Source organism: Streptomyces sp. TN58 (assembly GCF_001941845.1).
In the GTDB taxonomy this organism is placed as follows: domain Bacteria; phylum Actinomycetota; class Actinomycetes; order Streptomycetales; family Streptomycetaceae; genus Streptomyces.
The window spans coordinates 4,953,607-4,979,147 of the sequence record NZ_CP018870.1 but is presented as its reverse complement, the minus strand read 5'-3'; the positions used below and the strand labels follow the sequence as shown (position 1 = coordinate 4,979,147).

Here is a 25,541-nt window from a genome sequence, read left to right as displayed (position 1 = left end):
GCTGGCGGCGAGAAGCAGAGAGCGCAGGCAAAGGCGGAGCCGCTTGGGCAGGACACCGGGGTCCGGTACGACAGGTCCGAGGTGCCGACGGTCGGGAACGTGGTCTGCGACCGCAAGCGTGGCTCTGTCCGGTGCGGGCTCAGCATCCACCAGGACGAGTCGCTGCCCGAGCGCAAGGGAGAGGACGACTCCGAGGGTTACGTCTGCCACGGCCCGGCCCGGACCGGATCAGCCTTGCCGTCGGGGGGCGGACGCCGGCCACGGCGCGGTCGGCGCGGTCGACTTCTTTCCGCCTGCGGGCTGATCGCGACCGGGTTGGTCGAGTCCCCGCGCTGACCTCGGGCCGACGGCCTGACGCCACCGCCCCACCGCCGCCGGCGGGGCGGCACCGGCGGGGCGGCACCGGCGATCCGTACGAGCGAGGGGCGGCGGGGTCTGTGGGTTTCGGGGTGGGGGTCGGGGGGAGGGGGTGTCTAGTGTGGATGGCGAGCCCGCAGAGTGCTGCTGACCTGGCTCTTTGTGGGAGAGACCGCGGAGTGGATGGGGCGGCACGGATGCGTGAGCTGGTGGAGACGGCGAAGCGGTGGGTGGCCGAGGGGCGGGCGGGGTATCTGGCCCGGCCCGTCACCGAGCAGGGCTTCGGGCCGCGGGATCCCGCGGGGGCCGTGCTCGTCGACGTGCGGGGGGAGTGCGTCGGGAGCCTGTACCGCGGGGTCTTCGACGCCGAGCTCGTCGCAGAGGCCGCGGCCATGGGGCCCGGGGCGACCGCGCGGGTGTGCGAGGTGTCCGTGGCCGGGGACCAGGCCGTGGCGGCGAAGCTGACCTGCGGCGGGCAGGCCGAGGTACTGCTCCAGCCGCTCGCGGCGGTTCCCGCCGAGTGGTGGGAACTGCTCGGCGAGGGCGTCGGGGTGGCGCTGGTGACCCGGCTGAACGAGGCCGCCGACCAGGCGTCCAGTGAGGTCGTACGGGCCACCGCGCTGCCGGGCGACGATGCCGGGCGGCGGGCCGGTGAGCTGCTGGCCACCCGGCGGGCCGGGCGGGACGCCCTGTACGGGGAGAGCGGCCTGGTGCTGGTCGAGGCGCACCCGTCGGCCCCGTACGTGGTCATCGGGGGCGGCGGTGAGCTCGCCGCCGTCATCGAGCGGCAGGCGGTGCTGCTGGGCTGGGAGGCCGTACGGGTCGAGGCGGCCGAGCCGGCCGTGGCGGCGATCGAGGCGCGCCGGGACTCCGCGTGTGTGGTCGTACTGAGCCACGACGAGCAGTTCGACGTGCCGATGCTGCGGGCGGCGCTGGCGGCCGGGGTTCCGTACGTCGGGGCGCTCGGGTCGAGGCGTACGACGGCGCGGCGCCGGGAGGGCCTGCTCGCGGCCGGGGTCACGGAGGCGGAGCTGGCGCGGGTGCACGGGCCGATCGGGCTCGACCTCGGCGCCCGTACGCCGCCGGAGACCGCGCTGGCGATCTGCGCGGAGATCCTGGCGGTGCTGGGGTCGCGCAAGGCGGGGGCACTGCGGGACACCGCCGGCCCCGTCAACGGCTGAGCCCGCCGCCCGGACGCGCTGAGGCCCCCGGGCTCCTCTCTTACCTGGTCCTGTGCGGTGCGCGCACGACGTCCCGAAATGCGCATACAGGGACAATGTGAGGGAAAATGCTCCGTATGGACATGATCCTGAGCGTGGACTCGATCCTCACGGATGTCGCGTGGTTCCCGATCGTAGGACTGGCCGTCGTCGCCCTGCTGCTCGGCGGCTTCAAGCTGGGCCAGATGGTACGGGCGAAGGAACCGCCGCCCCCCGCCGCCGAGGATCAGCCCCACCTGCCGAACGGCGGAGCGGTCTACGAGGTCCGCGAGGAGCGGGACCAGGTGGAGATCCCGGAGGGCGGCCTGCGGCCGCACGAGATGCAGGGCTACGGCAACTTCGGCTCCACCACCTCCAGCCATCCGGATGAGGTGCGCAAGGAGCGCGAGTCCGGATACGAGCTGCCCGAAGGGCCCGGTCCGCACCCGCAGCCCGGGGCTCCCCCGGACGCCGGGCGCGGCGCGCACTCCTGACACGGCCGTCCCGAGGACGACGGGACGACCGTACGACGACCCGGACCTCTGGCCCGCGCAGCCCCTCGCGCGGGTCAGAGGTCCGTCCGCAACCGCAGCACCTCCGGCGGCGGGTGCCGGGTCGAGGTGGTCCGGACCTCCGCCGTGAGCGGCGGGTCAAGGAGGCGGTACGGGACCTCGCCGAGCCCGATGGCGGTCGCCGTCGCAGTGGCCCCCGGCTCGACTGCGCCGCCCCGCACGGCGGCCACGTCCGCCACCTCCCGCCGGAGCGCCGCCGTCAGCGGACTCGACACCAGCGGGGTCTCGTCCCCGACGGGCAGGACGAGCACCAGGGCCAGCGGACGGCGCGGGGTCCCGGTGTACCCGATCACCGCCGCGTCCCGTACGTCGGTGTGCCGGAGCTTCTGCCAGCCGCGCCGCCCGGCCGGGTAGGCCTGGTCCAGCCGCTTGACGACGATGCCCTCGATGCCGCTGGCGGGGAGGGTCTCGTACCAGGTGGCGGCCAGTTCCGGGTCGGTCGTCATCGGGACCGGCTGGAGGGGCGGTCCGAGCGGCAGGAGCAGGTCGACGAGGAGGGCGCGGCGTCGCTCGTACGCGCGGCCGCGCACGTCCAGCCCGGCCAGTTCCAGTACGTCGAAGGCGGCGTACGAGGCCGGCAGGCTCTGCGCGAGCACGGCCGCCCGGGCCGCGGTGGCCGCCGCGCGCCGCTGCACGAGCGCGAAGTCCGTCCGGCCCTCGTGCCAGACCACCACCTCGCCGTCGAGGACCGTCCCGGCGGGCAACCGCAGCGCGGCCGCCGCCAGATCGGGGAACGCGCTGGTCACGATGCGGCCGGAGCGGGCCTGGAGCGCCACGTCGCCCGCCGAGCGCACGACGACGAGCCGGTGCCCGTCGAACTTCGGCTCGTACGCCAGTCCCGCAGCGCGCGGCAGCGTGCGCACGGAGGCGGCCAGCGCGACGCGGATCATCGGCGGGATCTCGGGAGGGGGCGGCGCCGTGCGGGGTCGGCGAGCGGGGCGAAGAGGTCTCCGTCGCGGTCGAGCCGCGGCCCGATGTCGTCGGCGAGGAAGACCAGGTCGGCGGGGGTGCGGCAGGCCTCGACCTCGGCCCAGGAGACCGGGGCGGAGACGGTGGGGCGGGCCCGGGCGCGGAGGGTGTAGGCGGCGGCGGTGGTCTTGGCGGCGGCGTTCTGGCTGTGGTCGACGAAGACCTTGCCGGGGCGCAGGGCCTTGGCCATGCGGTGCACCACGAGGTCGGGGAGCTCGCGCTCGGCCTCCTGGGCGAGCTGCTTCGCGTACGCGGACACCTGCGAGGACGGGGTCGGCTCCAGGGGCACGGACAGGTGCAGGCCCTTGGAGCCGGAGGTCTTGGCGTAGGCGTCGAGGCCGTCGGCGGCGAGGCGCTCGCGCAGCCACAGGGCGACGGCGCTGCACTCGGCGACGGTCGCGGGGGCGCCGGGGTCGAGGTCGAGGACCATGCGGTCGGCGACGGCGGGGCTGCCGGCCGGCCACTGGTGGATGTGGAACTCGACGACGAGGTTGGCGGACCACATGAGGGTGGCCATGTCGGCGACGACCACCTGTTCGGCGGAGGGGTCCTCGGAGCGGGGTACGGGGGTGGTCCTCACCCAGTCGGGTGCGCCGGGCGGCGGGTTCTTGGTGAAGAACAGCTGGCCGTCCGGTCCGTCGGGGTAGCGCAGGAAGGACACGGCCCGGTCGTGGATCTGGGCGAGCAGGGGCCCCGCGACGGTGGCGTAGTAGTGGAGTACCTCGCCCTTGGTGAAGCCGGTCTCCGGATAGAGGACCTTGTCGAGGTTGCTGAGCGAGATGCGACGGCCCTCCACCATTGTGATCGGCGTCATACGATGAGATTGCCACGAAACAGGAGGAACCGTGCGATCCATCTGGAACGGAGCGATCTCCTTCGGCCTCGTCAGCATTCCGATCAAGCTCGTGAACGCGACCGAGAGCCACTCGATCTCCTTCCGCCAGATCCACCTCGCCGACGGCGGGCGGATCCGCTACCGCAAGGTGTGCGAGCTGGACGGCGAGGAGGTGTCGGGCGCCGAGATCGGCAAGGGGTACGAGGAGGCGGACGGGTCCGTCATCCCGATCACGGACGAGGACCTGGCGCAGCTGCCGCTGGCCACCGCGAAGACGATCGAGATCATGTCGTTCGTGCCCGCCGAGGAGATCGATCCGCTGCAGATGGACGCGGCGTACTACCTGGCTGCGAACGGGGCGACCGCGGCGAAGCCGTACACGCTGCTGCGGGAGGCGCTGAAGCGGAGCCGGAAGGTCGCGATCGCCAAGTACGCGCTGCGGGGGCGGGAGCGGCTGGGCATGCTGCGGGTCGTCGACGATGTGATCGCGATGCACGGGTTGCTGTGGCCGGACGAGATCCGGGTGCCGGAGGGTGTTGCTCCGGACGTGGAGGTGACGGTACGGGACGCCGAACTCGACCTGGCGGACGCGCTGATGGCGACGCTCGGCGAGGTGGAGATGGCTTCACTGCACGACGACTACCGGGACGCGGTGGAGGCGATGATCGCGGCGAAGGCGGGTGGGGCGTTCGAGCCGGTGGAGGCTCCGGGGAAGCCGGCCGGCGGGCAGGTGATCGACCTGATGGCGGCGCTGGAGAAGAGCGTGCGGGCGGCGAAGGCCTCTCGGGGCGAGGCGGGTGGAGCCGGCGAAGGCGGCGCCGGGCAGGCGGGCACCGAGGAGACGGGGACGACCGGGACGGAGGCCGAGGTCACGCCGATGCGGCGGCGGGGTGGGCCGGGCCGCAGGACCCAGGCCGCGCCGAAGGCGGTGGGCGGGAAGAAGTCGACGGCCGCTTCGGCGAAGAAGACCGCGGCGCCGGCTGCGGCGAAGAGCACGTCGGCGGCGTCGAAGAAGACGGCCGTGAAAACGACGGCCAAATCCACAGCCAAGTCCACGGCCAAATCGACGGCCGGATCGACGGCCAGATCGGCAGGGGGCAAGTCGGGGGCCACGAAGTCGACTTCGGCGGCGAGCGCGAAGAAGGCCGCCGCAGGCGCGAAGAAGGCGGCGGCGACGCGGAAGCGGACCTCCGCCTGAGGAACGGGAGTCGGGGTGCGGGACTCGGGGTACCGGGCTCGGGGTGCGGGAGTCGGCCTGCGGACCGGCCTGCGGCACCGCCTGCCCGCCCCGCCCCGCCCCGCCCCGCCCGGTCACCGCTTCCCGGAGTTCCGCCCGGAGTTACGCCCGCCGCCCCACCCCGGGCCCCGCGCCTCGGGCGCACGCGGGGGCGGGAGCCCCGGCATCCAGGTCCTGACGTCTCGGGCCTGGGCGAACAGGGCGTCGGCATCCGGGGGTTCGAGGACAGTCGGGGACGCCACGAGGTCCGGCGTCGCGGACGGCGGCTGGAGGATGCGGATGTCGCGGACGGTCGGGGCGGTCTCCAGGCGGGAGGCGTCGACCAATGCGAGGGCGGGAGTCACGTGCGCGGCCAGGAGCGCCGTCGCGCGGGCCGCCGCGCCGCGGATCCAGCGGGGGTCCGGGCGGGGTTCCGCGCGGCCGACGGTGAGCAACAGGTCGCCCACCATCGCGCGTTGACGACGCCCCGGGACCGTACGCACGCAGAAGATCCCGGCCGGGCCGATGACCAGGTGGTCGATGTGGCCGAAGCCCGGGAGCGGGACGCGGTGCAGGGTCCGCCAGCCGTCCGGTTCCAGCGCGTCGAAGGCTTCGCCCATCCGCTGTTGCGCGGTCAGGTCCTGACGCAGCCGGTGCCGGGCGCGGGTGCCCGCGGCGGCGCCGTGTTCCAGCTCCGCCAGCAGGGTCTCGCCGGGGCGGTTCGGTGCCAGGTCCGCGTCGGGCGGCAGGGCGAGACGGCGCAGGTCGGCCGCGGTGGGTACCGGCGGCGGCCCGATGGACACGGTGCCGCTCAGGTAGGGGCGCAGCACCGCCAGGACGGCCTCGCGGTGATCGTCCGCGAGCACGCTGATGCGGTTGGCCCGGCGGTCGTACCAGGCGACCGCCTGACCGTCGGGCAGGTTGACGTACAGTCTGCCGTGGCCGGGCCGACCGCTGGGCAGTACCTTGAGTCCGCGCATGCACCCTCACCCCCGCCGTCCATGGGAGCAGCCGGGGCGCGGCACGGCAATCCCCCGGTGGTGTAACGAGTCCGACGGGACGTTGCGACTTCGCTGTTACACGAACGGGGTGTCGCCGCAACGGCCGCCCCCTAGGTTGGTCGCACCTGGAGATGCCAGGCCGTGACCAGTACCGAAGGGCTTTCCGTGAGCACCGTCCGCCGCCGCCACACTCTCGTTCGCGCAGCCGCCGTGACCGCCTGTGCCGGCAGCCTGCTGGCGCTGCCCACCGCCGCCGCTCTGGCCGAAGGGGTGCCGGCGGCCTCGTCCGCGCACTCGGCGGCCCCGCAGCGGATCCTGGTCAAGAGTCTCTCGCTGGCCGACGGCGTGTCCACGGCGAAGGTGTACCGGACGGCCGCGGGCGCCTACCAGGCCGACATCCTGGCCGCCGACGGAGCCAGGGCCACCACCCTGACCAGCCGCGACGGGGTCACCGACTTCGGCTCCACCGGCGAACTGCACGCGGCCCTGGACTCGACGGGCCGGCTGACCTCATGGGTGGGCGACCCTGCCGCGCGGGGCGGTGACCACGCCGTCGCGGGCGGCGGGTACAAGACGGGTACGCGGGACAGCGCGCGCAGCGGGCAGGTCGTCCCCGTCTCGGCCGAGCAGCGGGCCGCCTCCGGCGACACCCGGGCCCTGGAGGCCGCGTCCGCCGAGGGGCGGCGGCTGAGTACGCTGGCCGACGGACCGGGCGAGGGCGTACTGCTGCTCGCCGCGGGCGCCGGTATCGCGGCGGTGGGTGCGGCCGGGCTCGGCTTCGCCATGCTGCGCCGGGGACGCACGGACGGCTGACCGGCCGGCCGGCTCGTAGAGCCACCGGCGCGCTGGAGAGACCGGTACGGGACTCCGTACACCGGTACCGGCTTCGGCCTCGGCACCCGCAAGGGCAAAACGGGCGCACCTCCGCATATGGTGGGCATGATCGAACGACGGTGCGACGCGGGCGGAAAGGCACGGGGCTGTGGACAGGGGGGCCGTGAAGAGGTTCGGTTTCGGCGGCTCCGCGCACCGGCGCTCCCCCGCTCCGGCCGTCGCCCCGCTGTTGGTACTCGCCCTGTTTCCGCTGCTGGCGGGGTGCGGCGACACCGGCGGGCTGGTCGGCGCCGGGGCGACCGCGACCGCGAGCGGGCCCGTGCACCTGTGGCCCGACCGCCAGGGGGCGACCGTACCGCCGGCCGATCCGGCCGGGGCTCCGCCCGAGTACGTGAAGGGGATCCCGCCCGTTCGCGGCGGGGACGTGCACGCGGTCGATCCGGTGGCCCTCGTCCAGGCGGAGCTGCGGGTCCACCCGAAGTCGAAGGCGGGGGCCGACGGGATACCGGCCGAGACCGCGGCCGCGATCAACGCCTGCGAGAAGGGGGCCGCGGAGACCTCGCCCGCGGCCTGCCCGGTGCTGGCGCCGTACTACCGGGACCTGACGGGCGACGGGACGGACGAGCTGATCCTGGGCATCGAGTTCCCGGACCGGAAGATGTCCGTACGGGTCTACACGGCGGACCGCGACGGGCGGCTCAACCGGATCATGGCGACCACGCAGACCGTCGTCTCGGTGGAACTGGCCGGGCGGGACGTGGTCCTGCGGGTGCCCAGCGGGAACCGCGGCTACGAGCTGATCACCGCATGGTCCTGGGAGGAGAAGCAGCGCACCATGCTGCCGACGCGCGAGCAGATCGTACGGGTGCCCGCGAATCCGCAGGGTACGGAGGACCGCGGCCCTGGCCCGGGTCCCGGCTCCGGCCCGGGGCCCGGGGGCCGTCCGGGCTCCGGATCCGGCCCCGGCCTCGGTCCCGGATCCGGCGCAGGTCTCGGTCCCGCCCCGGACCGGCCGTGAGCGAGGACCCCGGGCGCCGGGCCGGCCGGCGGCTGCCGCCCCGGCCGCAGCCCGGGCCGAGGCTCCGACCGCGGCTCCGGCTGCCCTCCTGGACGGCCACGCTGACCTGGAAGTCGGCGTGCTTCATCGTGGTGATGTGCTGCTCGCTGGCGGCCGTACTCGGCGCACTCGTGCACGTGGAGGTGACCCGCCAGACGGTGGCCACCGCGCGCGAGAAGGCGCTGGGCAAGCTGAACGACGTCGCGAGCGCCTACGAGGCGGGCGAGAGCCTGCCGCCCGGTTCCGGCCTGGACCCCGTGGGGCTGCCGCCGGAGCTGCGGGCGCTCGCCGTCGGCGGCCACCGTGGGACGGTCGTGGCGGAGCACCGCGGCCGCCCGACGATGTGGGCGGCGGCCCCGGCGGACGGCCGGGCGCTGGCGACCGCCGTCGACTACGGGCAGAGCGCCCGCACCATCAGCGGGCTGGACAACGCGATCATCGGGTCGTCGGTGCTGGCCATCGGCGGGACGCTGCTCGTGGGCGCCTTCGCGGTGACCCGCGTGACCCGGCGGCTGCACCAGACGGCGACCGTGGCGCGGCGGATCACCCAGGGCGATCTCGACGCCCGGGTGGACGACCCCCGGACGAAGGACCCGTCGCGGCGCCAGGACGAGGTGGCGACCGTGGCCGCGGCGCTGGACACGATGGCGGGCAGCCTGCAGTCGAAGCTGGAGAGCGAGCGGCGGTTCACGGCGGACGTGGCCCATGAGCTGCGCACACCGCTGACCGGGCTGCAGGCGGCGTCGGAGCTGCTGCCGGAGGGCCGGCCCACGGAGCTGGTGCGCGAACGCGTACGGACCATGAGGCAGCTGACGGAGGACCTGCTGGAGATCTCCCGCCTGGACTCCGGCAGCGAGGCGGTGGAGACGGACCTGCACCAGCTGGGGCGGCTGGCCCGGCGCGTGGTGCGGGCGTCGGCGACGGCCACGGAGGTGGCCGTCCTGCGGGACGCCCACGTGGAGACGGACCGGCGCAGGCTGGAGCGGGTCCTGGGGAACCTGGTGGCCAACGCCCACCAGCACGGCCGGGTGCCGGTGGTGCTGACGGTCGACGGGCCGGTGGTGACCGTACGGGACCACGGGGACGGCTTCCCCGACTACCTGCTGGCGCACGGCCCGCAGCGCTTCCGCAGCGGCGGCAAGGGCCACGGGCTGGGCCTGACCATCGCCGTGGGCCAGGCGGAGGCGATCGGCGCGACGCTGCGCTTCCGCACCGCGGAGGGCGGCGGCGGCCTGGCGGTCCTCTCCCTCCCGGGTACGTAGGCCACGGCCCGGCCCCGCGCCCGGTCCGGCCCCGCGCCCGGTCCGGCCCCGCGGCCGGTCCGGGCCCGCGGCCGTACAGGCACGGACGTACGGGCGCCGTACGGGCGCGCGGCCCCGGCCGCCGCCCCGGGTCAGTCCTGGGGGCGGGGGGCCTTGGTCCAGGGCCAGCGCGGGCGGGGCTTGGTGCCCGAGGGGCGGAAGGCGTACTTCCAGCCCTTCTGCAGGCCGAGCCGCTTCGAGTAGCCCGACGGGACGCGTTCGTACAGCAGTACCGTCGGCGGGCCGTCCGGCGTCGGGACGGGGATCTCGTACCACTTCGGCGGGTGTCCGGTCGGGCCGAGCAGGATCGGGAGGACCCGGCCGTCCATCGGGCCGCCCTCGAAGGGGGTCGGTTGGCTTCTCACCCCACCAGTGTCACAGCAGGTGGGCGGCCTCGGAGACCACGGGCATCACGCGCCGGGCCAGGGCTCCGACCGGGCCGTCCGCCGATTCCAGGGCCAGGGCTGCCCGGGCGGCCTCCGCGGTCTCCGGGTCGGTCGCGGCGGTGGCCGTCAGCAGGGCGATGAACTGGTCGAGCAGCCAGTCCCGGAGGGTGTCCACCTCGGGCTGCTTGCCCTCGTCGATCCAGATGAGGGAGGCGGCCTCGACCGCCGTGATCCAGGTGCGGACCATCATGCGCAGCCGGGGTCCGGGGGCCGGGACCCCCAGGTGGAGGAGGATCTGGTCGGCCGCGGCCCGGCGGATGCCGTCGACCGTCGCCGTCGTGCGGGAGGTCTCCACGACGCTGCCGCCCTGGAGGAGGGCCGCGAAGCCGGTGTCGTGCTCGTCGACGAACGCGAGGTAGCGGTCCAGGGCCCGGGACAGGCGCCGGGTCAGGGGGCCCTCCTGCGGTTCGGCGAAGCAGAGTTCGAGGAGGTCGGCCGCCGAGCGCAGGGCCGCCTCGTAGAGCTGCTGCTTGCCGCCGGGGAAGTAGCGGTAGACGAGCGGGCGCGAGACTCCGGCGGCCTCCGCGACATCGTCCAGCGAGACCTCCTCCGGAGCCCGGTGCGCGAACAGCGAGAGGGCCGCGTCGAGGAGTTGGGCCCGCCGCTCCTCGACGCTCAACCTGCGGTACGCGCGTACGGTCATGACCGCAGGGTAGCCCGCGGGCGGCCGGACGCGGCCGGCGTCCGGGAAGTCCCCGCCCGATCCGTACTCCCCCACCGGCCGTTTCCGCCGGCAGCCGTTACGCCAGCAGCCCCGAGCTCCGCCACAGCCTGCGGCCGACGCCGCGCAGGACGCCGATGTCGTCGAGGAAGTCGGTGAGCCGCTTGGCGCCGGTCTGCATGACCTCGCGCCGGTGGCCGCTGGCGCGGACCTGGGCGACCGCTTCGCGCCGGTCCAGGCCGACGTTGTCGTAGACGGCCGGGTTGACGAAGGCGAGGGAGAAGACGCGGGCGGCCTCGCCGCAGCTGATCCGGGTGAGCTCCTGCTCCCAGCGGGGGGCCGTCACCATCTGGCGGCGCAGTTCCTCGCGCGCGTAGCGGACGTGCCGGGCCTCCTCGATGACGTGGATCCGGGTGACGCCGCGGACCAGCGGCTGGATGCGCTCGTCCGGGAAGGTCAGTCGCTGCATCCAGTCGAGGATCTCCTCGCCGAGCAGGGTGCAGGCGAAGGATCCGGGGGTGGTGGAGACGGTCTTGAGGATCCGCGCGAGGTTGTGGTTGAGGCGGGAGACGGGGTAGGCGGGGCTGCCGCTCTTCTGGATCATGCGGGCGAACATCATCGAGTGGCGGCACTCGTCGGCGATCTCGGTGAGGGCGTAGCGCACGTGCTTGCTGGTCAGCGACTTGTCGTAGATGTGGCGGACCATCAGCTGCATGAGGATGATCTCGAACCAGATGCCGAGCGAGCCGAGCGCCGCCGCCTCGTGGCGGGAGAGGTCGATGCGCTGCTCCTCGCCCATCTTCTTCCAGAGGGGGGTGTCGTAGAGGGAGAGCAGTTCGGGCGGCCAGTAGTACTTCCCCTCGACCATGGGTGCGTCCCAGTCGAGTTCCCGGTCGGGGTCGAAGGAGTGCTTGGCCGAGGATTCCAGCAGGCGCTCGGCTATCTGCTCCCGGTCCTTGAGGAGGCCGAGGGCGTCCCTGAGCGCGGCTCGTTCGGTCACGGTCGTCATGGCTTCGGACACCTCGTCGTCGAGTTACCGGCGGTCACTGCTTATGAGACTGCCTGTCAGCAAGGTCGTCAATCCCCCGCGCACGACTTGTTGACCCCGCGTCTACCAACGTGTGACCCTGCCAACTGTCCGGTCCTGCACCGCAGTACGCGAGACGAGGGGGCGTCAGTGTCGACGCACGAGCTCTACACCGAGGACCCGGGAGAGGCCGTATGGCAGATCCCCGCCTCCGGCTCGGCCCGCTTCAGCTGGGAGTACGACGACGGCCGCGAACGCCTCCTCGCCCTCTACCAGAAGGGCAAGGACAAGCAGTGGGACGGCGCCAGACGCATCGACTGGGACGTCGAGGTGGATCCGTACGATCCGTTGGGAACCCCTGACGAGGCCCTGCCGCTGTACGGGACCCGGCACTGGTCCAAACTCACCGAGAAGGACCGGGGTGACCTGCGCCGGCACTACACCGCCTGGAACTTCAGCCAGTTCCTCCACGGCGAGCAGGGTGCGATGGTGTGCGCGGCACGCATCGTGGAGACCGTTCCGGACCTCGACGCGAAGTTCTACTCAGCCACGCAGACCATGGACGAGGCCCGGCACGCCGAGATCTTCGGGCGCTTCCTGCACGAGAAGGTCGGGATGCTCTACCCGGTCAACGACAGCCTCCAGGGCCTGCTCGGCGACACCCTGCGCGACTCGCGCTGGGACATGCCGTACCTGGGCATGCAGGTGCTCATCGAAGGGCTGGCGCTGGCGTCCTTCGGCCTCATCCGGGACACGACCGCCAAGCCGCTGCCCAAGCAGCTCCTGGCGTACGTGATGCAGGACGAGGCCCGGCACGTGGCCTTCGGCCGGATGGCGCTGCGCGACCACTACCGGCAGCTGACCGACGCCGAGCTGCGCGAGCGCGAGGAGTTCGTGATCGAGGGCTGTCACCTGATGCGGGACCGGCTGCTCGGGGTGGAGGTTCTGGAGAACTTCGGCATCCCGCCGAAGGAGGCGCAGCGGCTCAGCGAGCAGTCGGAGTTCCTGCACCTGTTCCGCAAACTGCTGTTCAGCCGGATCGTGCCCTGCGTGAAGGACATCGGCCTGTGGGGCGAACGGCTGCAGCGGGCGTACGTGGACCTGGGCGTCTTCCACATGGGCGACTCCAACCTGGACCTGCTGATGAGCCAGGACGAGGAGATCGCCGACGCCCTCGACCGCGAGCGCTTCGCGGCCGAGGAGTCGGCGCGCGTGGCGGAGGTCGAGGCCGCCATCGCCGACGGCGGCGGTCCGGACCCGGCGGAGCGCTGACCCGGCCACCCGTACGGGCAGCCGTACGCCGCCGTCACGCCGGCCATGCTCCGCGCCCTCTACGACGGCGTGACCCCGCCGTCGCCGGGCTCACTGCCCACCAGCGGCTGCTCGTACTGACCCCCGGCCCGGTCCGGGCCGCCCGGCGGAATGTCCACCGGGCGGTCTGCCGACGGTCCACCGGGCGGTCTGCCGACGGTCCACCGCGCGGCCTACTCGGAGGGCTTCGCACGCAGCGCGGCCTGCATCACCGCCCGGGCGATCGGCGCGGCGGCGCCGTTGCCGCTGATGCCGCCCCGGTCCGCGGCGGCGTCCTCCACGACCACCGCTACGGCCACCGCCGGCAGGCCCGCGCCCTCGGCGCGGGCCCAGGAGATGAACCACGCGTACGGGGTCCCCGCGTTGCCGACGCCGTGCTGGGCGGTACCGGTCTTGCCGCCGACCACCGCGCCGGGGATCGCCGCGTTCCTTCCGGTGCCGTCCTCCACCACCTTCACCATCAGCTCCTGCATCCGCAGCGCGGTGGCCGGGCTCATCGCCCGCCCGAGGCTGCGCCGGTCGCCGCGCCGGATCGGGGAACCGTCGTCCTGGGTGGTCCGTTCCACCAGGTACGGGGAGGCGAGCTCACCGCCGTTCGCGACGGCCGCGGCCACCATCGCCATCTGCAGCGGTGTCGCCGTGGTGTTGAACTGCCCGATCGAGGAGAGGGCCAGCTGGTCCAGGCTCATGTCGGTGTCGAAGTTCGACCGGGACACCCACGAGGGAACCCGCAGCCCCGCCGAGTTGAAGCCGAAGCGGCGCGCCGCGTCCACCATCCCGCGCAGCCCGACCTGTACGCCGATCTTCGCCATCACCGTGTTGCACGACCACTGCACGGCCTCGGCCATGGAGGCGTCCTCGCAGCCCTTCGCCGCGTTCGGCAACAGGGTCCTGGTCCCGGGCAGCGGGTAGGGGTCCGGGGTCCGGGTGGGCGCGTCCACGTCGGTGACCACGCCCGCGTCGAGGGCCGCCGCCGCCGTCACGATCTTGAAGGTGGAGCCGGGCGGGTACGTCTCGCGCAGCGCCCGGTTCAGCATCGGCCTGGCGGGGTCGGCGTTCAGCGCCGACCAGGCCGCCTTCACCTTCGTACCCGTACCGGACAGCACGGCAGGGTCGTAGGAAGGGCTGCTGACCAGCGCGAGGATCCTCCCGGTGGCCGGTTCGAGGGCGGCCACCGCGCCGCGTTTGCCGCCGAGTCCGGTGTACGCGGCCTGCTGCACGGCGGCGCGGACGGTGGTCGCGGCGTTCCCGCCGGCCGGGCGGCCGCGCGCCAGCTCGTACCAGAGCGGGAACGCCGACAGCCCCGGGTCCGTGCCCGACAGGACGGCGTCCTCGGCGCGCTCGACGAAGCTGGTCCCGTACGTCTGGGAGGAGAAGCCGGTGACGGGGGCGTAGAGCGGGCCGTTGGTGTAGGACCGCTCATAGCGCAGCAGTTGGCCGCTGTCGCGGGAGCCGGTGACGGGCCGTCCGTCGACGAGGATGTCCCCGCGCGGCTCGGCGTAGCGCTCGATGGCGGTGCGCTTGTTGGCCGGGTTCGCGCCGTAGGCGGCGGACTCCCAGACCTGCACGCGGACGAGGTTGGCCAGCAGGGCCAGGAGCAGCAGCGCGCAGAAGTACGCGCACCAGCGGATGTAGCGGATCACTCGTCCGCCTCCTGCGCGGGCCGGGGCCTGCGGGCGCTGTCGCTGAGCCGGACCAGCAGGGCGACGATGATCCAGTTGGTGACGACGGAGGAGCCGCCCTGCGCGAGGAAGGGCATGGCCATGCCGGTGAGCGGGATCAGGCCGGTGACACCGCCCGTGATGACGAACACCTGCAGCGCGATGATCGAGGCGAGGCCGGTGGCGAGCAGCCGGCCGAAGGGGTCGCGCAGGGCGAGGCCGGCGCGGAAGCCGCGGGCGACGAGGAGCCCGTAGAGGAGCAGGATCGCGGTGAGGCCGACGAGGCCGAGCTCCTCGCCGGCGGTGGCGAGGATGAAGTCCGACTTGGCGGCGAACCCGATGAGGAAGGACCGGCCGTGGCCGAGGCCGGCCCCGAGGAGGCCGCCGGCGCCGAAGGAGAAGAGGGACTGGGCGAGCTGGCCGGGGCCCTCGCCGCGCTCGATGGAGGCGAAAGGATTCAGCCAGTCGTCCACGCGGCTGTTCACATGCGGCTCCAGGGTCCCGACCGCGTACGCGCCGAGGGCCGCGAGGAGCAGGCCGATCGCGATCCAGCCGATCCGCCCGGTGGCGGTGAACAGCATGATCACGAAGAGGCCGAAGAAGAGCAGCGAGGTGCCGAGGTCCCGTTCCAGGACGAGCAGGCCGACGCTCAGCAGCCAGATCGCGAGGATCGGGCCCAGCACCCGGCCGGGCAGGAGGCGCAGCTTCCAGAAGAGCCGGCGGCCGGTCAGGGCGAGGGCCGTGCGGTTCGCGGCGAGGTAGGAGGCGAAGAACACCGCGAGCAGGATCTTGGCGAACTCCCCTGGCTGGAAGGACAGCCCGGCGAAGCGGATCCAGATGTGGGCGCCGTTGACCGCCGGGAAGAAGACGGGCACCAGCATCAGCACCAGGGCGGTGGCGACGGACAGGTACGCGTAGCGCTGGAGGACCCGGTGGTCGCGGAGCAGCGCGACGACGAGGATGAACAGCACCAGGCCGAGGGCGGACCACAGGAGCTGGTCGTCCGCGGTGGGGTGTCCCGGGGTGGTCGCGTCGAGGCGCTGGATGAACACCAGGCCGAGGCCGTTGAGCAGGACCGCGATGGGGAGCACGAGGGGGTCCGCGTACGGCGCCGCGAGCCGTACGGCGAGGTGGGCGAGCAGCGCGGCCGCGGCGAGGCCGGCGGCGTAGCGGTCGGCGGGGTCGGGGATGCGGCCGGTGGTGGCGAGGCCGACGAGGAGGTGACCGAGCACGGAGATCAGGACGGCACCCGTGAGGAGCGCCAGCTCGACTCCCCGGCGTCTGGGCGCGCCGGCTGCGGGTGGCGGGGGCGGGGTCGGCTCCGCCACCTTCGCCGTCAGAGCGGTCATACCCCGAAACGTAGCAAGCAGACGGATGGTATGTCCGCTTATGTCATAGTGTGCCGAAGAGTCGTCACAAACGGTCGAAAGTATCGAAAGTGAGGAGCCGAGGCGCATGGGGCCTGTGGAGTTCATCGTCCTCGCCTTCCCGGAGGAGCAGCTGCGGGTGCCGGCCGTCGAGGCCGTGATGGGGCTGCGCAAGACGGGGGTGGTCCGGCTGATCGACGGCCTCGTCGCCACGAAGACCGCCTCGGGCGAGGTCCTCGCCGCGGAGTTCGACGAGTTCGTGGAGCTGCACGGCTTGCTGACGGGGCGGGACGTGGCCCGGCTGATCGGACCGGAGGACGTACACGAGGCGGCGGACCTGCTGGAGCGCGGCAGCTGCGCGCTGCTCCTGGTGGTCGAGCACGTATGGGCCGAGGACGCGGCGGTCGCCGTACGGGCGGCGGGCGGCCGGATCGTGGGCTCGGTCCGCATCCCGCCGGACCGGGTCCCGGCGGACCCCCGGGCAGGGGCGGCCTGATGTTCATCCGCCCGAGGGGAGTGACGGTCCACGCCGCGAACCGCCCGGCGGGAGCCCCGCTGCTCCGCGGCCTGCTGGCGCGCGCGTCGGGGGCGGCCCAGGACACGTCGGGCGCGGTACGCCCGGACGAGCCCGCCCGCGGCCCCCTGCCGCCCCGGTTCGCCCAGCCGGTCCAGCCGGCCCAGCCGCCGGAACGGGATCCGCTGGACGAGCCGCCGGAGCCGGAGTTCGGGTTCGAGCCGACCGACGAGCCGGAGGAGATGGACGAGCCGGAGCCGATCGACGCCCTGCACTGGGACACGGACATCCCCCACGAGCCCGGCCGGACGCCCCCCGCGGGCCTGGCGGCGGAGCTACGCCAACTGGCCGACCTGGCCCGCGAGGGCCTGCTGACCCCCCAGGAGTTCACGACGGCGAAGGCCCGCCTGCTGAACGGCTGAGGGTCGGGGGGCGGGGCGGGGCGGCGGCTTCGGTGAGGGGCAGGCACCGGGACGGGATCGGACGGGCGCGGGGAGCGCCGGGGGGCGGAGCCGCCCGGGGGGCGGGAACCGCCGGGGGGGCGGAGCCGCCCGGGCGGGGGCGGAAACGGGAGGGTGGCACCAGCGGGCAGGACCCAACCCCCGCAGGGTCGGAAACGGGAGGGGTGACATCAGGGGCGGGACCCCACCCCAGCAGGATCGGAAAACGCGAGGGGGTACGAGCGGGCGGAACCCACTCGGGCGGTGTCGGTGGGGTTCTGGGGGTTTCCCGTCAGTCCCATCGTCTCTCCGCGTCGGGCCGGTCCGTCAAGGGCGCTCCCTTCGGTCGCGTCACTTCGTGAGGGCCTTCGGCCCCCCTTGACTGCCCGTCCCGCCACGGAAATCCGAAAGACTGCCGGGAAGCCCCCAGAGGAACGGGCCGGCCATCGAGACATCCCTCGGGGAGGTCGGCGCCGCGCAGCGGGAGCCGGGTACGCCCCAGATCGCTACGCGCTCCTGCCGGACGGCGTCAGCGGACCCCTGTGGCTGGACATAGGCCGCCCCAGATCGCTACGCGCTTCTCCATCACGCGTCCGCGAGCATCTGGGGTCGGGCATAAGCCGCCACCAATCGCTACGCGCTCCTCGACGACCGCGTCCGCCCCTCGTTCGGGGCCGGGAGGGGCGAAATCGAGGGCCAGGAAAGCCATTCCTCGGCTCAGCCGAACTCAACCCCCATCAAGACCACGACGAGATCCCACCCGTCGGCACAGACAGGGGTATTTGGGGCGAATTGAAGCCTCTCGGATGCGGGCACCCACCCAGACGTGGATTGGCATCGCTCCAGCCGTTATCTGACGCTTTTCCACCCCACCCAGGGGCCGGACGTCGTCCAAGAGGGGCGCGGAAAGCTTTCTGCGGCTTGCGCCCAGCCCCAGACGAACCGCAGACGCGTGATCGAGAAGCGCGCGGCCACCACTGGCGGCCTACGCCCAACCCATGAGACTCGCGGACGCGTGATGGATAAGCGCACTGCGATCGCTGGCGGCCTATGCCCAACCCATGAGACTCGCGGACGCGTGGTGGATAAGCGCACCGCGATCGCTGGCGGCCTATGCCCACCCCAAGAGACTCGCTGACGCCCTCTGGCAGGAGCGCGTAGCGATTGGTGGCGGCTTATGACCAGCCCAAGAGACGGGGGAACGCCATCGGGCAGAAGCGCGTAGCGATTTGAGGCGCCCCGGGATCCGGCGCACGGCGCCGACCTCCCCGAGGGATGTCTCGATGGCCGGCCCGTTCCTCTGGGGGCTTCCCGGCAGTCTTTCGGATTTCCGTGGCGGGACGGGCAGTCAAGGGGGGCCGAAGGCCCTCACGAAGTGACGCGACCAACGGGAGCGCCCTTGACGGACCGGCCCGACGCGGAGAGACGATGGGACTGACGGGAAACCCCCAGAACCCCACCGACACCGCCCGGGTGGCTCCCGCCCACCCACGCCGCCCCACGTCCCCGGCGCCGCCCGGCCCATGTGCCTCCCGTCTCCCAGGCTCCGTTCGACCCCGCCTGAGTAGACCCCTCTCCCCGCCCCCACAGCCGCGCTCCCCGACCCGCCCGACCACCCGTACCCCCCGGGCCCCGACCCGACCCCGCCCGCGCGGATCCCGCCCCCGAAGCCCCCGCCCCGCCCGCCCCCCGCCCCCAACCGGGTGGCACCAGGCGACCGGCCGACTCCGTTGGGGGATTTGTCATACCGGGCGTGGCAGCATCGGCGGTCTTGGAGGTGATCCCATGTCATATCGGGGGCTCCGCGCTGCCTGTGTCGCCGTAGCGCTTCTCGTCGCCGGACCGGTCCACGACGCCGGCGCCGAGCCCGGTCTGCCCGAAGGGGAGAACGTGGGGGCGCTGCTCACCCGCCTACAGGGCTTGTACCAGAAGGCCGAGGAGGCCTCCGAGGCGTACAAGTCCACGGAGGACGCGCTGGAGGCGGGCCGGCGGGAGGAGCGGCAGCGGGCCGCCGCGCTCGGCAGGGTGCGTACGGCCCTCGACTCCGAGCGGGCCCTCGCCGGACGCCTGGCCCGCGAGCAGTACCAAGGCAGCCAGGGCCTTTCCCCCTACGCCCGGATGCTGCTGGCCGGGAACCCGCAGGCGGCGCTGGAACAGCGCCGGCTCGCCGCCCGCGAGGGCGCGCGCCGGGCCGCGGCGCTGAGCCGCCTCGCCAAGGGCGAGAAGGAGGCCGACACGCTCGCCATGCAGGCCCGCAAGGCCCTGGACACCCGGCAGACGCTGGCCGAACGGCAGAAGGCCCAGAAGGAGGCGGTCGCCTCGCAGCTGAAGCAGGTCGAGCGGCTGCTGTCCTCCCTTACCCCCGACCAGCTCGCCCGGCTGGGGGCGCGCGAGGACGAGACGACCGCGGCGGCGCAGCGGGACCTGGTGGCCTCCGGGGCCCTGCCCGCGCGCACGGGCACGCCGACGGCCGCCGGGGGCGCGGCCCTCCGGTACGCGGCGGCGCAGATCGGCAAGCCGTACGTGTGGGGCGCGGAGGGGCCCGGGTCCTTCGACTGCTCCGGACTCACCTCGCAGGCCTGGGCGCACGCGGGCCGGGCGATCCCGCGGACCAGTCAGGAGCAGTGGGCGCGGCTGCCGAGGGTGCCGCTGGACCAGCTGCGGCCGGGGGATCTGGTGGTCTACTTCCCCAAGGCCACACACGTGGGCCTGTACGTCGGTGACGGCAAGGTCATCCAGGCGCCGCGGCCCGGATCGGTGGTGAAGGTGTCGCCGGTCGCCGCGAACCCGCTGCTCGGGGCGGTGCGACCGGACCCGGAGGGGAAGCCGCTCGCGGAGTTCGCCCCGCCGCCGCTGCCCGAGCCCTCGGGCGGCGCGGCGGCGGGGGACGATGCCGGCTACTCCTCCGAGGAGGCGCCCGAGGCCGAGGCGTCGGCGGCGGGGGCGCCGGCGGCCGGGGCACCGGCGGTCGAGGCGACCTCGGCGAGGTAGTCGGCCGCGTCCTCGGGGTCGTAGAAGTACGCGTCGAAGTCGGCCGGGTTGTCGAAGCCATTGGCGAATCGATTCGCCACCGGCTGGAGCTGCCCGGCCGCGCCGATCAGGTTGAGCACGTGCTCCGGCGGCACGCCCAGCATCGCGTTCGTCCACTGGGTCACGGGCTTGCCCGTGGTGAACCAGAACTTGTCGAAGGTCGCCTTCATCCACGCCTCGTCGAACGGGTTGTCCCCGTGCATGAGGATCGAGGAGAGGTACGAGGCCGCGCACTTGGCCGCGGAGTTCGAGCCCTGCCCGGTGATCGGGTCGTTGGCGACGACCACGTCGGCCACGCCGAGGACGAGCCCGCCGCCGGGGAGGCGCCCGATCGGGTTCCGGACGACCGGCGCGTACCGGCCGGCAAGCGTGCCGCCCGCGTCCGTGAGCTCCACCTTCGTCGCCCGGGCGTACTCCCACGGCGTGTACTTCTCCATCAGCCCCAGGGTGAGCGCGAGGTGCTCGGCCGGGTCGTTGACGCCCTTGAAGACGTCCAGCGGACCGCCGGGCAGGCCCTCCCAGAAGAGGATGTCCGCCCGCCCCGAGGTCGTCAGGGTCGGCATGACGAACAGCTCGCCGACGCCCGGGACGAGGTTGCAGCGGACCGCGTCCGTCTCCGGGTGCTCGGGGCGCGGACCGAGCCCGTGTACGTACGACACGGCCAGCGCGCGCTGCGGGGTGTCGTAGGGGGAGCGTGCCGCATCCCGCTCGAACATCGACACCAGCTCGCCCTTGCCGGCGGCCACCAGCACCAGGTCGTAGGTGCGGGAGAAGTAGTCGAGGTCGGCGACGGACGCGCCGTGGATGACGAGCTGCCCGCCGCGCTGCGTGAAGGTGTCCAGCCAACCGGACATCTTCACCCGCTGGTCCACGGACTGCGCGTAGCCCTTGAGCCGGCCGAGCCAGTCGACGGCGCGGCTGCCGTCGGGGGCGGCCACCGAGACTCCGAGGCCCTCGATCTTCGGGGCCTGCCGCTCCCAGAAGTTGATCCCGAGGTCGCGCTCGTGCTGGAGGGCGGTGTCGAACATGCACTGAGTGGACATGACCCGCCCGGTGCGGATCTCGTCCGCGGTCCGGTTGGACATGAGGGTCACCTCGTACCCCTTGGCCTGGAGTCCGAGGGCGAGCTGGAGACCGGACTGCCCGGCTCCGACGACAAGTATCCTGCGCATCTCTCAAGTCCTCTCTTCGGGAGTGCTGTCGAGGGCGTGGCCCACCAGCGCCAGCAGGGATTCGACGACCGTCCGCCGCTCTCGCGCGTCCATGATGACGACGGGTACGTGCGGCGGGACGCTGAGGGCCTCGCGCACGTCCTCGGGCTCGTAGGACTGCGAGCCCTCGAAGTGGTTGACGGCGACGGCGTACGGCAGCCCGGAGCTCTCGAAGTAGTCGAGCGCGGGGAAGCAGTCGCGCAGGCGGCGGGTGTCGGCCATGACGAGGCCGCCGATGGCTCCGCGCACCAGGTCGTCCCACATGAACCAGAAGCGTTCCTGGCCCGGGGTTCCGTACACGTAGAGGACGAGGTCGTCGTCGAGGGTGACGCGGCCGAAGTCCATGGCGACGGTGGTGGTGTGCTTGTCCGGGGTGCCGGACAGGTCGTCGGTGGAGACGCCGGCCTGGGTCATCACCGCTTCGGTACGCAGCGGGGTGATCTCGGATACGGAGGAGACGAAGGTGGTCTTGCCGACGCCGAAGCCGCCCGCGACCAGCACCTTGACGGCGACGGGCGCGCGGGAGCGGTCGTACTGCCAGGGCTGTGCCGGTTCGTCGTCGACCACGGGCTTGTCAGAGACGGCGAAGACCACCGAGCACCCTTTCCAGCAGCGCGCGTTCGGGCCGGCCGGTGCCGTGGCCCGTCGTGTAGACACGGAGCCTGCCCTGGTCGGCGAGGTCGCTGACGAGGACGCGGACCACACCGAGCGGCAGCTTCAGCAGTGCGGCGATCTCGGCGATCGTGCGCATGCGGCGGCACACCTCGACGATCGCGGGCATCTCGGGCATGCGGTCGGGCTTCTGCGGCTCGGACGCCTTGGCGTCCAGGGCGGCGACGAAGGTCTCGACGTGCAGGACCTGGGTGAACCGTGTCCGTCCGCCCGTCAGGGAGTACGGGCGGACGCGGGCGGGCCGGCGGTCGGCTCCGCGTATCGGGAGTCGGTCGGTTGCCGGTCTCCTCACGGGGTGTTCTCCATCGACTGGCGCAGCTCACTGCGGACTTCGGGGGTCAGGACGTGGCCGGCGCGGCCGACGAACAGGGCCATGTGGTAGGCGACGACGCTCATGTCGCAGTCGGGCGCGGCGTGCACACCCAGCAGCGAGCCGTCGCTGACGGCCATGACGAAGACGGAGCCGTGCTCCATCGCCACCATGGTCTGCTTGACGGCGCCGAGCTCCATCAGGGCGGCCGCCCCGGTGGTGAGGCTGCCGAGGCCGGAGACGATGGTGGCGAGGTCGGCGGACGCCCCCCGTGGGCCCTTGGGCCGCGGCGCCGCCTGTGGTTCGCCCGTGCCGCCCGTCTCGCCCGCGCCGCCCGCTCCGGGGTCGGAGGACAGGAGCAGCAGCCCGTCCGAGGAGACGACGGCGACGGAGTTGACGCCGGGCACCTCCTCGACCAGGTCGGTCAGCAGCCATTGCAGGTTGCGGGCCTGGGTGCTCAGTCCGTACGTACTGGGCGCGGTCATGTGCGTGCCTCCTGTGCGCTGTCCCCCTGGTCGGTTTTGCTCTGCCCCGGCCCCTGCCCCTGCGCCGGCCCGGAGGCCGACTCCTGGTCCCGAGCGATCTCGGCGGCGGCGACCCGGCGGCCGTCCTGGGCTCCCTGGTAGAAGCCCCCGAGCCGGCGCCGCAGTTCTTCGGCGTCGACCCGGCGCGGCGGCTGCGGCCGTACGGCCTCCGCCCGCGGGGCGGCGACGGTGCGCGGGGTGCGCTTCGGCAGGCCCTTGTCGGTGACGGCGGCGCCGCCGTCGGACGGGTCGGCGGGGTGGCTGCCCTGGCGGGGGAGCCAGTCGGCCTCGGCGGGGGCGTGGGTGTGGTCCCCGGCCGGGTCCCCTGCCGGGCTCCCCGCGGGGGGCTCGGCGGTGAAGGTCTGCTCCGCGGGCGGGGCGTCGGCGGCCGGGGCCGGGATGAAGACCTCGCCGGCCGGGTCCCCCGCCGGGTCCCCGGCGGGGGGCTCGGCGGGGTCGGCCTGGGCGGGTTCCGGCAGCTCGAAGTCCGCCGGGTCCGTGTCGTGCGCGATGCGTGCGAGGAGCTGCTCCCCTGCGGGGGGCTCGGCGGTGAACACCTGGTCCGCCGGGACGGCGTCGAAGGCCGGAACCCGGTCCAGGCCGGTGCTGGCGTCGGCGTCGGCTTCGGCGGCCTCGGTCTCGGCGGGCGGCGCCAGGGCCTCGGCCAGGGTGACCGGGGTGACCGGCTCCACCGGAACGGCGTCCGGGCCCGGAGCCAGGTCGACACCCTCGGCCAGGATGACCGGCTCCGCCGGGACGGCGTCCGGGGCCGGGGCCGGATCCAGGTCGGCTTCGGCGTCGGCTTCGGGGGCTGCGTGGGCGCCGCGCGGGCGGGCGGGGAGGGTGTTCTCGTTCGCCTCCGCTATCACGCCCGGGAGGTGCAGCGAGAGCGCGCCCGGTGCGGCCAGGGTGTGGACGGGCGAGGCCGGCGGGGTGGTCGGCAGCAGCGTCGCGGGGATGACGACCAGGGCTTCGGTGCCGCCGTGCCGGGCGCCGCGCAGCTCCGCGGTGACCCCGTGGCGTGCCGCGAGCCGCCCGGCCACGTACAGGCCCAGGCCCAGGCCGTGCTCCTCCTCGGGCTCCTCGTCGTACGCCTCGGGCGTGGACAGCCGGGCGTTGAGTGCTGCGAGGCGGTCGTCGGTGACGCCGATGCCCTCGTCGACGACGGACAGCACCACGTCGCCGGAGTCCAGGGTCCAGCCCGACACCTTCACCTTGACGTCCGGCGGCGAGAACGTCGTCGCGTTTTCCAGCAGTTCGGCCAGTACGTGGGAGATGTCGTCGGCGGCGTGTCCGGCGACCTGCGTGTACGAGGGCAGCGCCGCGAGGTCGACGCGTTCGTAGCGCTCGATCTCGCTGACGGCGGCCCGCATCACGTCGACCAGCGCGACCGGGAGTCCCTGCCCGTGGCCGTGCTCCTGCCCGGCGAGGACGAGCAGGTTCTCGTTGTGGCGGCGCATCACTGTCGCCAGGTGGTCGAGCTTGAAGAGGGTCGCGAGCCGGTCGGGGTCCTGTTCCCTGGACTCCAGTTCCTCGATGACGGCGAGCTGGCGTTCCACCAGGCCCAGGGTGCGCAGCGACAGGGAGACGGAGGTCGTCGACATGTTGCGGCGGTGCTCTTCCAGCCCCGCGCGCAGCTGCGTCAGTTCCTCTTCGAGTGCTTCCCGGCCGGAGGCGAGCGCTTCGTTGCGGCCGATGATGCGGCGCCGGTCGGCGTCGAGGCCGGCGATCCGGGTGTGCAACGAGACCGTCTGGTCCCGTACGGCGTTCAGGTGCCGGACGACCTCGGCGAACTCGTCGTTGCGGCCGGTGAACCGCACCGGTTCCACCGAGCCCTCGGGGGTGGCGAGCCTTTCCGCGCCGCGCCGCAGGACCGACAGCGGGCGGGTGAGCGAGCGGGCGACGGCGGTGGAGAAGCCGACGGTGCCGAGGAACAGCAGGCCCAGCAGGGCGACCAGGATCTCCAGCCGGGTCACGTCGTCGTCGCGCAGGGTGGCGAGGGCGGAGGCGCGCTGCCCGGCGAGGGTGGCCTCCACGGTGCGCATACGGTCGATGCGGGCGGTGAGCGCGGCGCCGACGGCGGCGCCGTCGGTCTTGCGGTCAGAGCCGGTCAGGGTGGGCCGGTCGGTGAGCCGCTTGAGGTAGTCGTCGGCCGCCTTGACCTCGGGGCCGGTGACGGTGGCGGTGAGGGTCTGGCGTACGTCGGGCCGGGCGACCCGCGCGAAGTCGTCCAGGGCGGCCTGTTCCCGTACGCGTGTGCGCTGGGCTGCGGCGGTGAGTTCGTCGACCGCGGCCGAGCCGGAGGGCTGGTCGCCACGGGGTACGGCCAGTGCCCCGAGCAGCAGTCCGCGGGTGGCGGAGGCCTGTTCCACGGCCTGGCCCAGGGGGGCCAGCGGGCGGGTGGTGACGAGGGCGGACTCGGCGCGCGGCGGCGTCAGCTCGACGAGCCGGGCGCCCGGGGCGAGGAGTTCGGTGATGAGGCCGGTGTAGGCCTGGTGGGCGGCGAGGGCGGTGCCCTTGCCGTCGATGGCCTCGGTACGGACGGACTCGACGCGGGCGAGGGCCAGGGCGAGGGGTTCGTCGACTTCGGTCGCGGCCTCGGTGATCTGCCGGTCGGTGCGCTGGACGCGGTCCTGGAGGCCGGCCTTGGCGGCGCTCGGGCGGCCCTTGGCGGCGTACTCGACCACGGCGTCGCGCTCGTCGGCGAGGACGTGCGTGAGGGTGAGGATCTGGCCGGTCTGCTCGGCGAGGGTGACCAGCCGCTGGGAGTCGTTCAGCTCCCTCGCGGCGGTGACGACGGCGGGGGTGCCGGCCGTGAGGACGGCGAGTCCTGCGACGGCGACGCCGACGACCAGCCGGCTGCGCACGCGGACGCGGCGTCCTGCGGGGGCCGGGCCTTCGGCGGCGGTGCCGTTCTTCCGAGACCGCTTCTTCTGCACCGGTGCTCGCAATCCTGTACGTGTGCTTTTGCTCGTCTACTCGTGTGGCCGAGGTAACGGCCGGTCAACAAGTAAACGCCCCCTGCC

The 25,541-nt window shown here is 73.6% G+C and carries 23 protein-coding genes; 10 read left to right on the top strand and 13 right to left on the bottom strand.

Annotated elements, in window-relative coordinates; all coding sequences use genetic code 11:
• Positions 1 to 554: 554 nt before the first annotated feature.
• Together BSL84_RS22830 and BSL84_RS22825 are read left to right on the top strand one after the other, a co-directional pair.
• Positions 555 to 1,538: an XdhC family protein gene (locus BSL84_RS22830; RefSeq protein WP_075971020.1), complete on the top strand. Its 984-nt coding sequence runs from the start codon at positions 555 to 557 to the stop codon at positions 1,536 to 1,538.
• Positions 1,539 to 1,654: 116 nt separating this feature from the next.
• Positions 1,655 to 2,050, top strand: coding sequence for a DUF6479 family protein (locus BSL84_RS22825; protein WP_030032372.1), 396 nt, complete (start codon positions 1,655 to 1,657; stop codon positions 2,048 to 2,050).
• A gap of 74 nt (positions 2,051 to 2,124) precedes the next feature.
• Here the strand turns inward: BSL84_RS22825 and BSL84_RS22820 are convergent, their stop codons facing one another.
• Both BSL84_RS22820 and ligD read right to left on the bottom strand, forming a co-directional pair.
• Positions 2,125 to 3,018, bottom strand: coding sequence for an ATP-dependent DNA ligase (locus BSL84_RS22820; protein WP_199816176.1), 894 nt, complete (start codon positions 3,016 to 3,018; stop codon positions 2,125 to 2,127).
• Complete coding sequence (gene ligD / locus BSL84_RS22815; protein ID WP_075971019.1) at positions 3,015 to 3,911, bottom strand: non-homologous end-joining DNA ligase; 897 nt, start codon at positions 3,909 to 3,911, stop codon at positions 3,015 to 3,017. The genes BSL84_RS22820 and ligD overlap by 4 nt, the downstream gene beginning before the upstream one ends.
• Positions 3,912 to 3,942: 31 nt before the next feature.
• Between ligD and BSL84_RS22810 the strand changes: the two genes are divergently transcribed.
• Positions 3,943 to 5,130, top strand: coding sequence for a Ku protein (locus tag BSL84_RS22810; RefSeq protein ID WP_030030161.1), 1,188 nt, complete (start codon positions 3,943 to 3,945; stop codon positions 5,128 to 5,130).
• A gap of 113 nt (positions 5,131 to 5,243) precedes the next feature.
• On the opposite strand, the gene BSL84_RS22805 is transcribed toward BSL84_RS22810, so the two are convergent.
• On the bottom strand, positions 5,244 to 6,128 hold the full coding sequence (locus BSL84_RS22805; protein WP_075971018.1) for a nuclease-related domain-containing protein: 885 nt from the start codon (positions 6,126 to 6,128) through the stop codon (positions 5,244 to 5,246).
• A 162-nt stretch (positions 6,129 to 6,290) separates the two neighbouring features.
• On the opposite strand from BSL84_RS22805, the gene BSL84_RS22800 reads away from it, so the two are divergent.
• The 3 genes from BSL84_RS22800 (at position 6,291) to BSL84_RS22790 (ending at position 9,302) form a co-directional block, all read left to right on the top strand.
• Complete coding sequence (locus BSL84_RS22800; RefSeq protein ID WP_045322472.1) at positions 6,291 to 6,962, top strand: hypothetical protein; 672 nt, start codon at positions 6,291 to 6,293, stop codon at positions 6,960 to 6,962.
• Positions 6,963 to 7,146: 184 nt separating this feature from the next.
• Positions 7,147 to 8,001: a hypothetical protein gene (locus BSL84_RS37495; RefSeq protein WP_267894044.1), complete on the top strand. Its 855-nt coding sequence runs from the start codon at positions 7,147 to 7,149 to the stop codon at positions 7,999 to 8,001.
• A 32-nt stretch (positions 8,002 to 8,033) separates the two neighbouring features.
• On the top strand, positions 8,034 to 9,302 hold the full coding sequence (locus BSL84_RS22790) for a sensor histidine kinase (RefSeq protein ID WP_075972194.1): 1,269 nt from the start codon (positions 8,034 to 8,036) through the stop codon (positions 9,300 to 9,302).
• A gap of 131 nt (positions 9,303 to 9,433) precedes the next feature.
• On the opposite strand, the gene BSL84_RS22785 is transcribed toward BSL84_RS22790, so the two are convergent.
• The 3 genes from BSL84_RS22785 to BSL84_RS22775 all read right to left on the bottom strand — a co-directional run bounded on the left by BSL84_RS22785 (position 9,434) and on the right by BSL84_RS22775 (position 11,457).
• Complete coding sequence (locus BSL84_RS22785) at positions 9,434 to 9,706, bottom strand: hypothetical protein (protein ID WP_030028162.1); 273 nt, start codon at positions 9,704 to 9,706, stop codon at positions 9,434 to 9,436.
• Between the two features lie 10 nt (positions 9,707 to 9,716).
• Positions 9,717 to 10,430, bottom strand: a complete 714-nt coding sequence (locus tag BSL84_RS22780; RefSeq protein WP_030028163.1) for a TetR/AcrR family transcriptional regulator — start codon at positions 10,428 to 10,430, stop codon at positions 9,717 to 9,719.
• Between the two features lie 97 nt (positions 10,431 to 10,527).
• Entirely contained in the window at positions 10,528 to 11,457 is a 930-nt protein-coding gene (locus BSL84_RS22775; protein WP_030028164.1) for an AurF N-oxygenase family protein, read from the bottom strand.
• 168 nt (positions 11,458 to 11,625) lie between these two features.
• Here BSL84_RS22775 and BSL84_RS22770 point away from each other — a divergent pair, with 168 nt between their 5' ends.
• Complete coding sequence (locus BSL84_RS22770) at positions 11,626 to 12,747, top strand: ferritin-like domain-containing protein (protein WP_030028165.1); 1,122 nt, start codon at positions 11,626 to 11,628, stop codon at positions 12,745 to 12,747.
• 212 nt (positions 12,748 to 12,959) lie between these two features.
• Here the strand turns inward: BSL84_RS22770 and BSL84_RS22765 are convergent, their stop codons facing one another.
• Positions 12,960 to 14,429, bottom strand: a complete 1,470-nt coding sequence (locus tag BSL84_RS22765) for a penicillin-binding transpeptidase domain-containing protein (RefSeq protein ID WP_030028169.1) — start codon at positions 14,427 to 14,429, stop codon at positions 12,960 to 12,962.
• The gene (locus BSL84_RS22760; protein ID WP_075971017.1) at positions 14,426 to 15,796 is read right to left on the bottom strand and encodes an FtsW/RodA/SpoVE family cell cycle protein; all 1,371 of its coding nucleotides are present in this window, start codon (positions 15,794 to 15,796) and stop codon (positions 14,426 to 14,428) included. The genes BSL84_RS22765 and BSL84_RS22760 overlap by 4 nt, the downstream gene beginning before the upstream one ends.
• Positions 15,797 to 15,902: 106 nt before the next feature.
• Between BSL84_RS22760 and BSL84_RS22755 the strand changes: the two genes are divergently transcribed.
• From BSL84_RS22755 to BSL84_RS22740, 3 genes are all read left to right on the top strand, one after another.
• Positions 15,903 to 16,310 (top strand): DUF6325 family protein, encoded by a 408-nt coding sequence (locus tag BSL84_RS22755; RefSeq protein ID WP_051873153.1) that lies wholly within the window; start codon positions 15,903 to 15,905, stop codon positions 16,308 to 16,310.
• The gene (locus tag BSL84_RS22750; protein WP_030028173.1) at positions 16,310 to 16,750 is read left to right on the top strand and encodes an SHOCT domain-containing protein; all 441 of its coding nucleotides are present in this window, start codon (positions 16,310 to 16,312) and stop codon (positions 16,748 to 16,750) included. The genes BSL84_RS22755 and BSL84_RS22750 overlap by 1 nt, the downstream gene beginning before the upstream one ends.
• Before the next feature lie 1,803 nt (positions 16,751 to 18,553).
• Positions 18,554 to 19,759, top strand: a complete 1,206-nt coding sequence (locus BSL84_RS22740) for a C40 family peptidase (RefSeq protein ID WP_075971016.1) — start codon at positions 18,554 to 18,556, stop codon at positions 19,757 to 19,759.
• Here the strand turns inward: BSL84_RS22740 and BSL84_RS22735 are convergent.
• The 5 genes from BSL84_RS22735 to BSL84_RS22715 are packed head-to-tail and all read right to left on the bottom strand — an operon-like array spanning position 19,666 to position 25,454.
• Entirely contained in the window at positions 19,666 to 20,970 is a 1,305-nt protein-coding gene (locus tag BSL84_RS22735) for a styrene monooxygenase/indole monooxygenase family protein (protein ID WP_075971015.1), read from the bottom strand. The two genes, BSL84_RS22740 and BSL84_RS22735, sit on opposite strands and share 94 nt — an antisense overlap.
• A 3-nt stretch (positions 20,971 to 20,973) precedes the next feature.
• A complete protein-coding gene (locus tag BSL84_RS22730; protein ID WP_030031514.1) occupies positions 20,974 to 21,603 on the bottom strand; it encodes a GTP-binding protein in 630 nt (209 codons plus the stop codon).
• Positions 21,584 to 21,973 (bottom strand): DUF742 domain-containing protein, encoded by a 390-nt coding sequence (locus BSL84_RS22725; RefSeq protein WP_075971014.1) that lies wholly within the window; start codon positions 21,971 to 21,973, stop codon positions 21,584 to 21,586. Before BSL84_RS22725 ends, BSL84_RS22730 begins: the two co-directional genes overlap by 20 nt.
• Positions 21,970 to 22,476 carry a roadblock/LC7 domain-containing protein gene (locus BSL84_RS22720; protein WP_030031512.1) on the bottom strand — a complete coding sequence of 169 codons (507 nt, stop codon included), beginning with the start codon at positions 22,474 to 22,476 and terminating at the stop codon, positions 21,970 to 21,972. The genes BSL84_RS22725 and BSL84_RS22720 overlap by 4 nt, the downstream gene beginning before the upstream one ends.
• Positions 22,473 to 25,454, bottom strand: a complete 2,982-nt coding sequence (locus BSL84_RS22715) for a nitrate- and nitrite sensing domain-containing protein (RefSeq protein WP_075971013.1) — start codon at positions 25,452 to 25,454, stop codon at positions 22,473 to 22,475. The genes BSL84_RS22720 and BSL84_RS22715 overlap by 4 nt, the downstream gene beginning before the upstream one ends.
• Positions 25,455 to 25,541 lie beyond the last annotated feature (87 nt).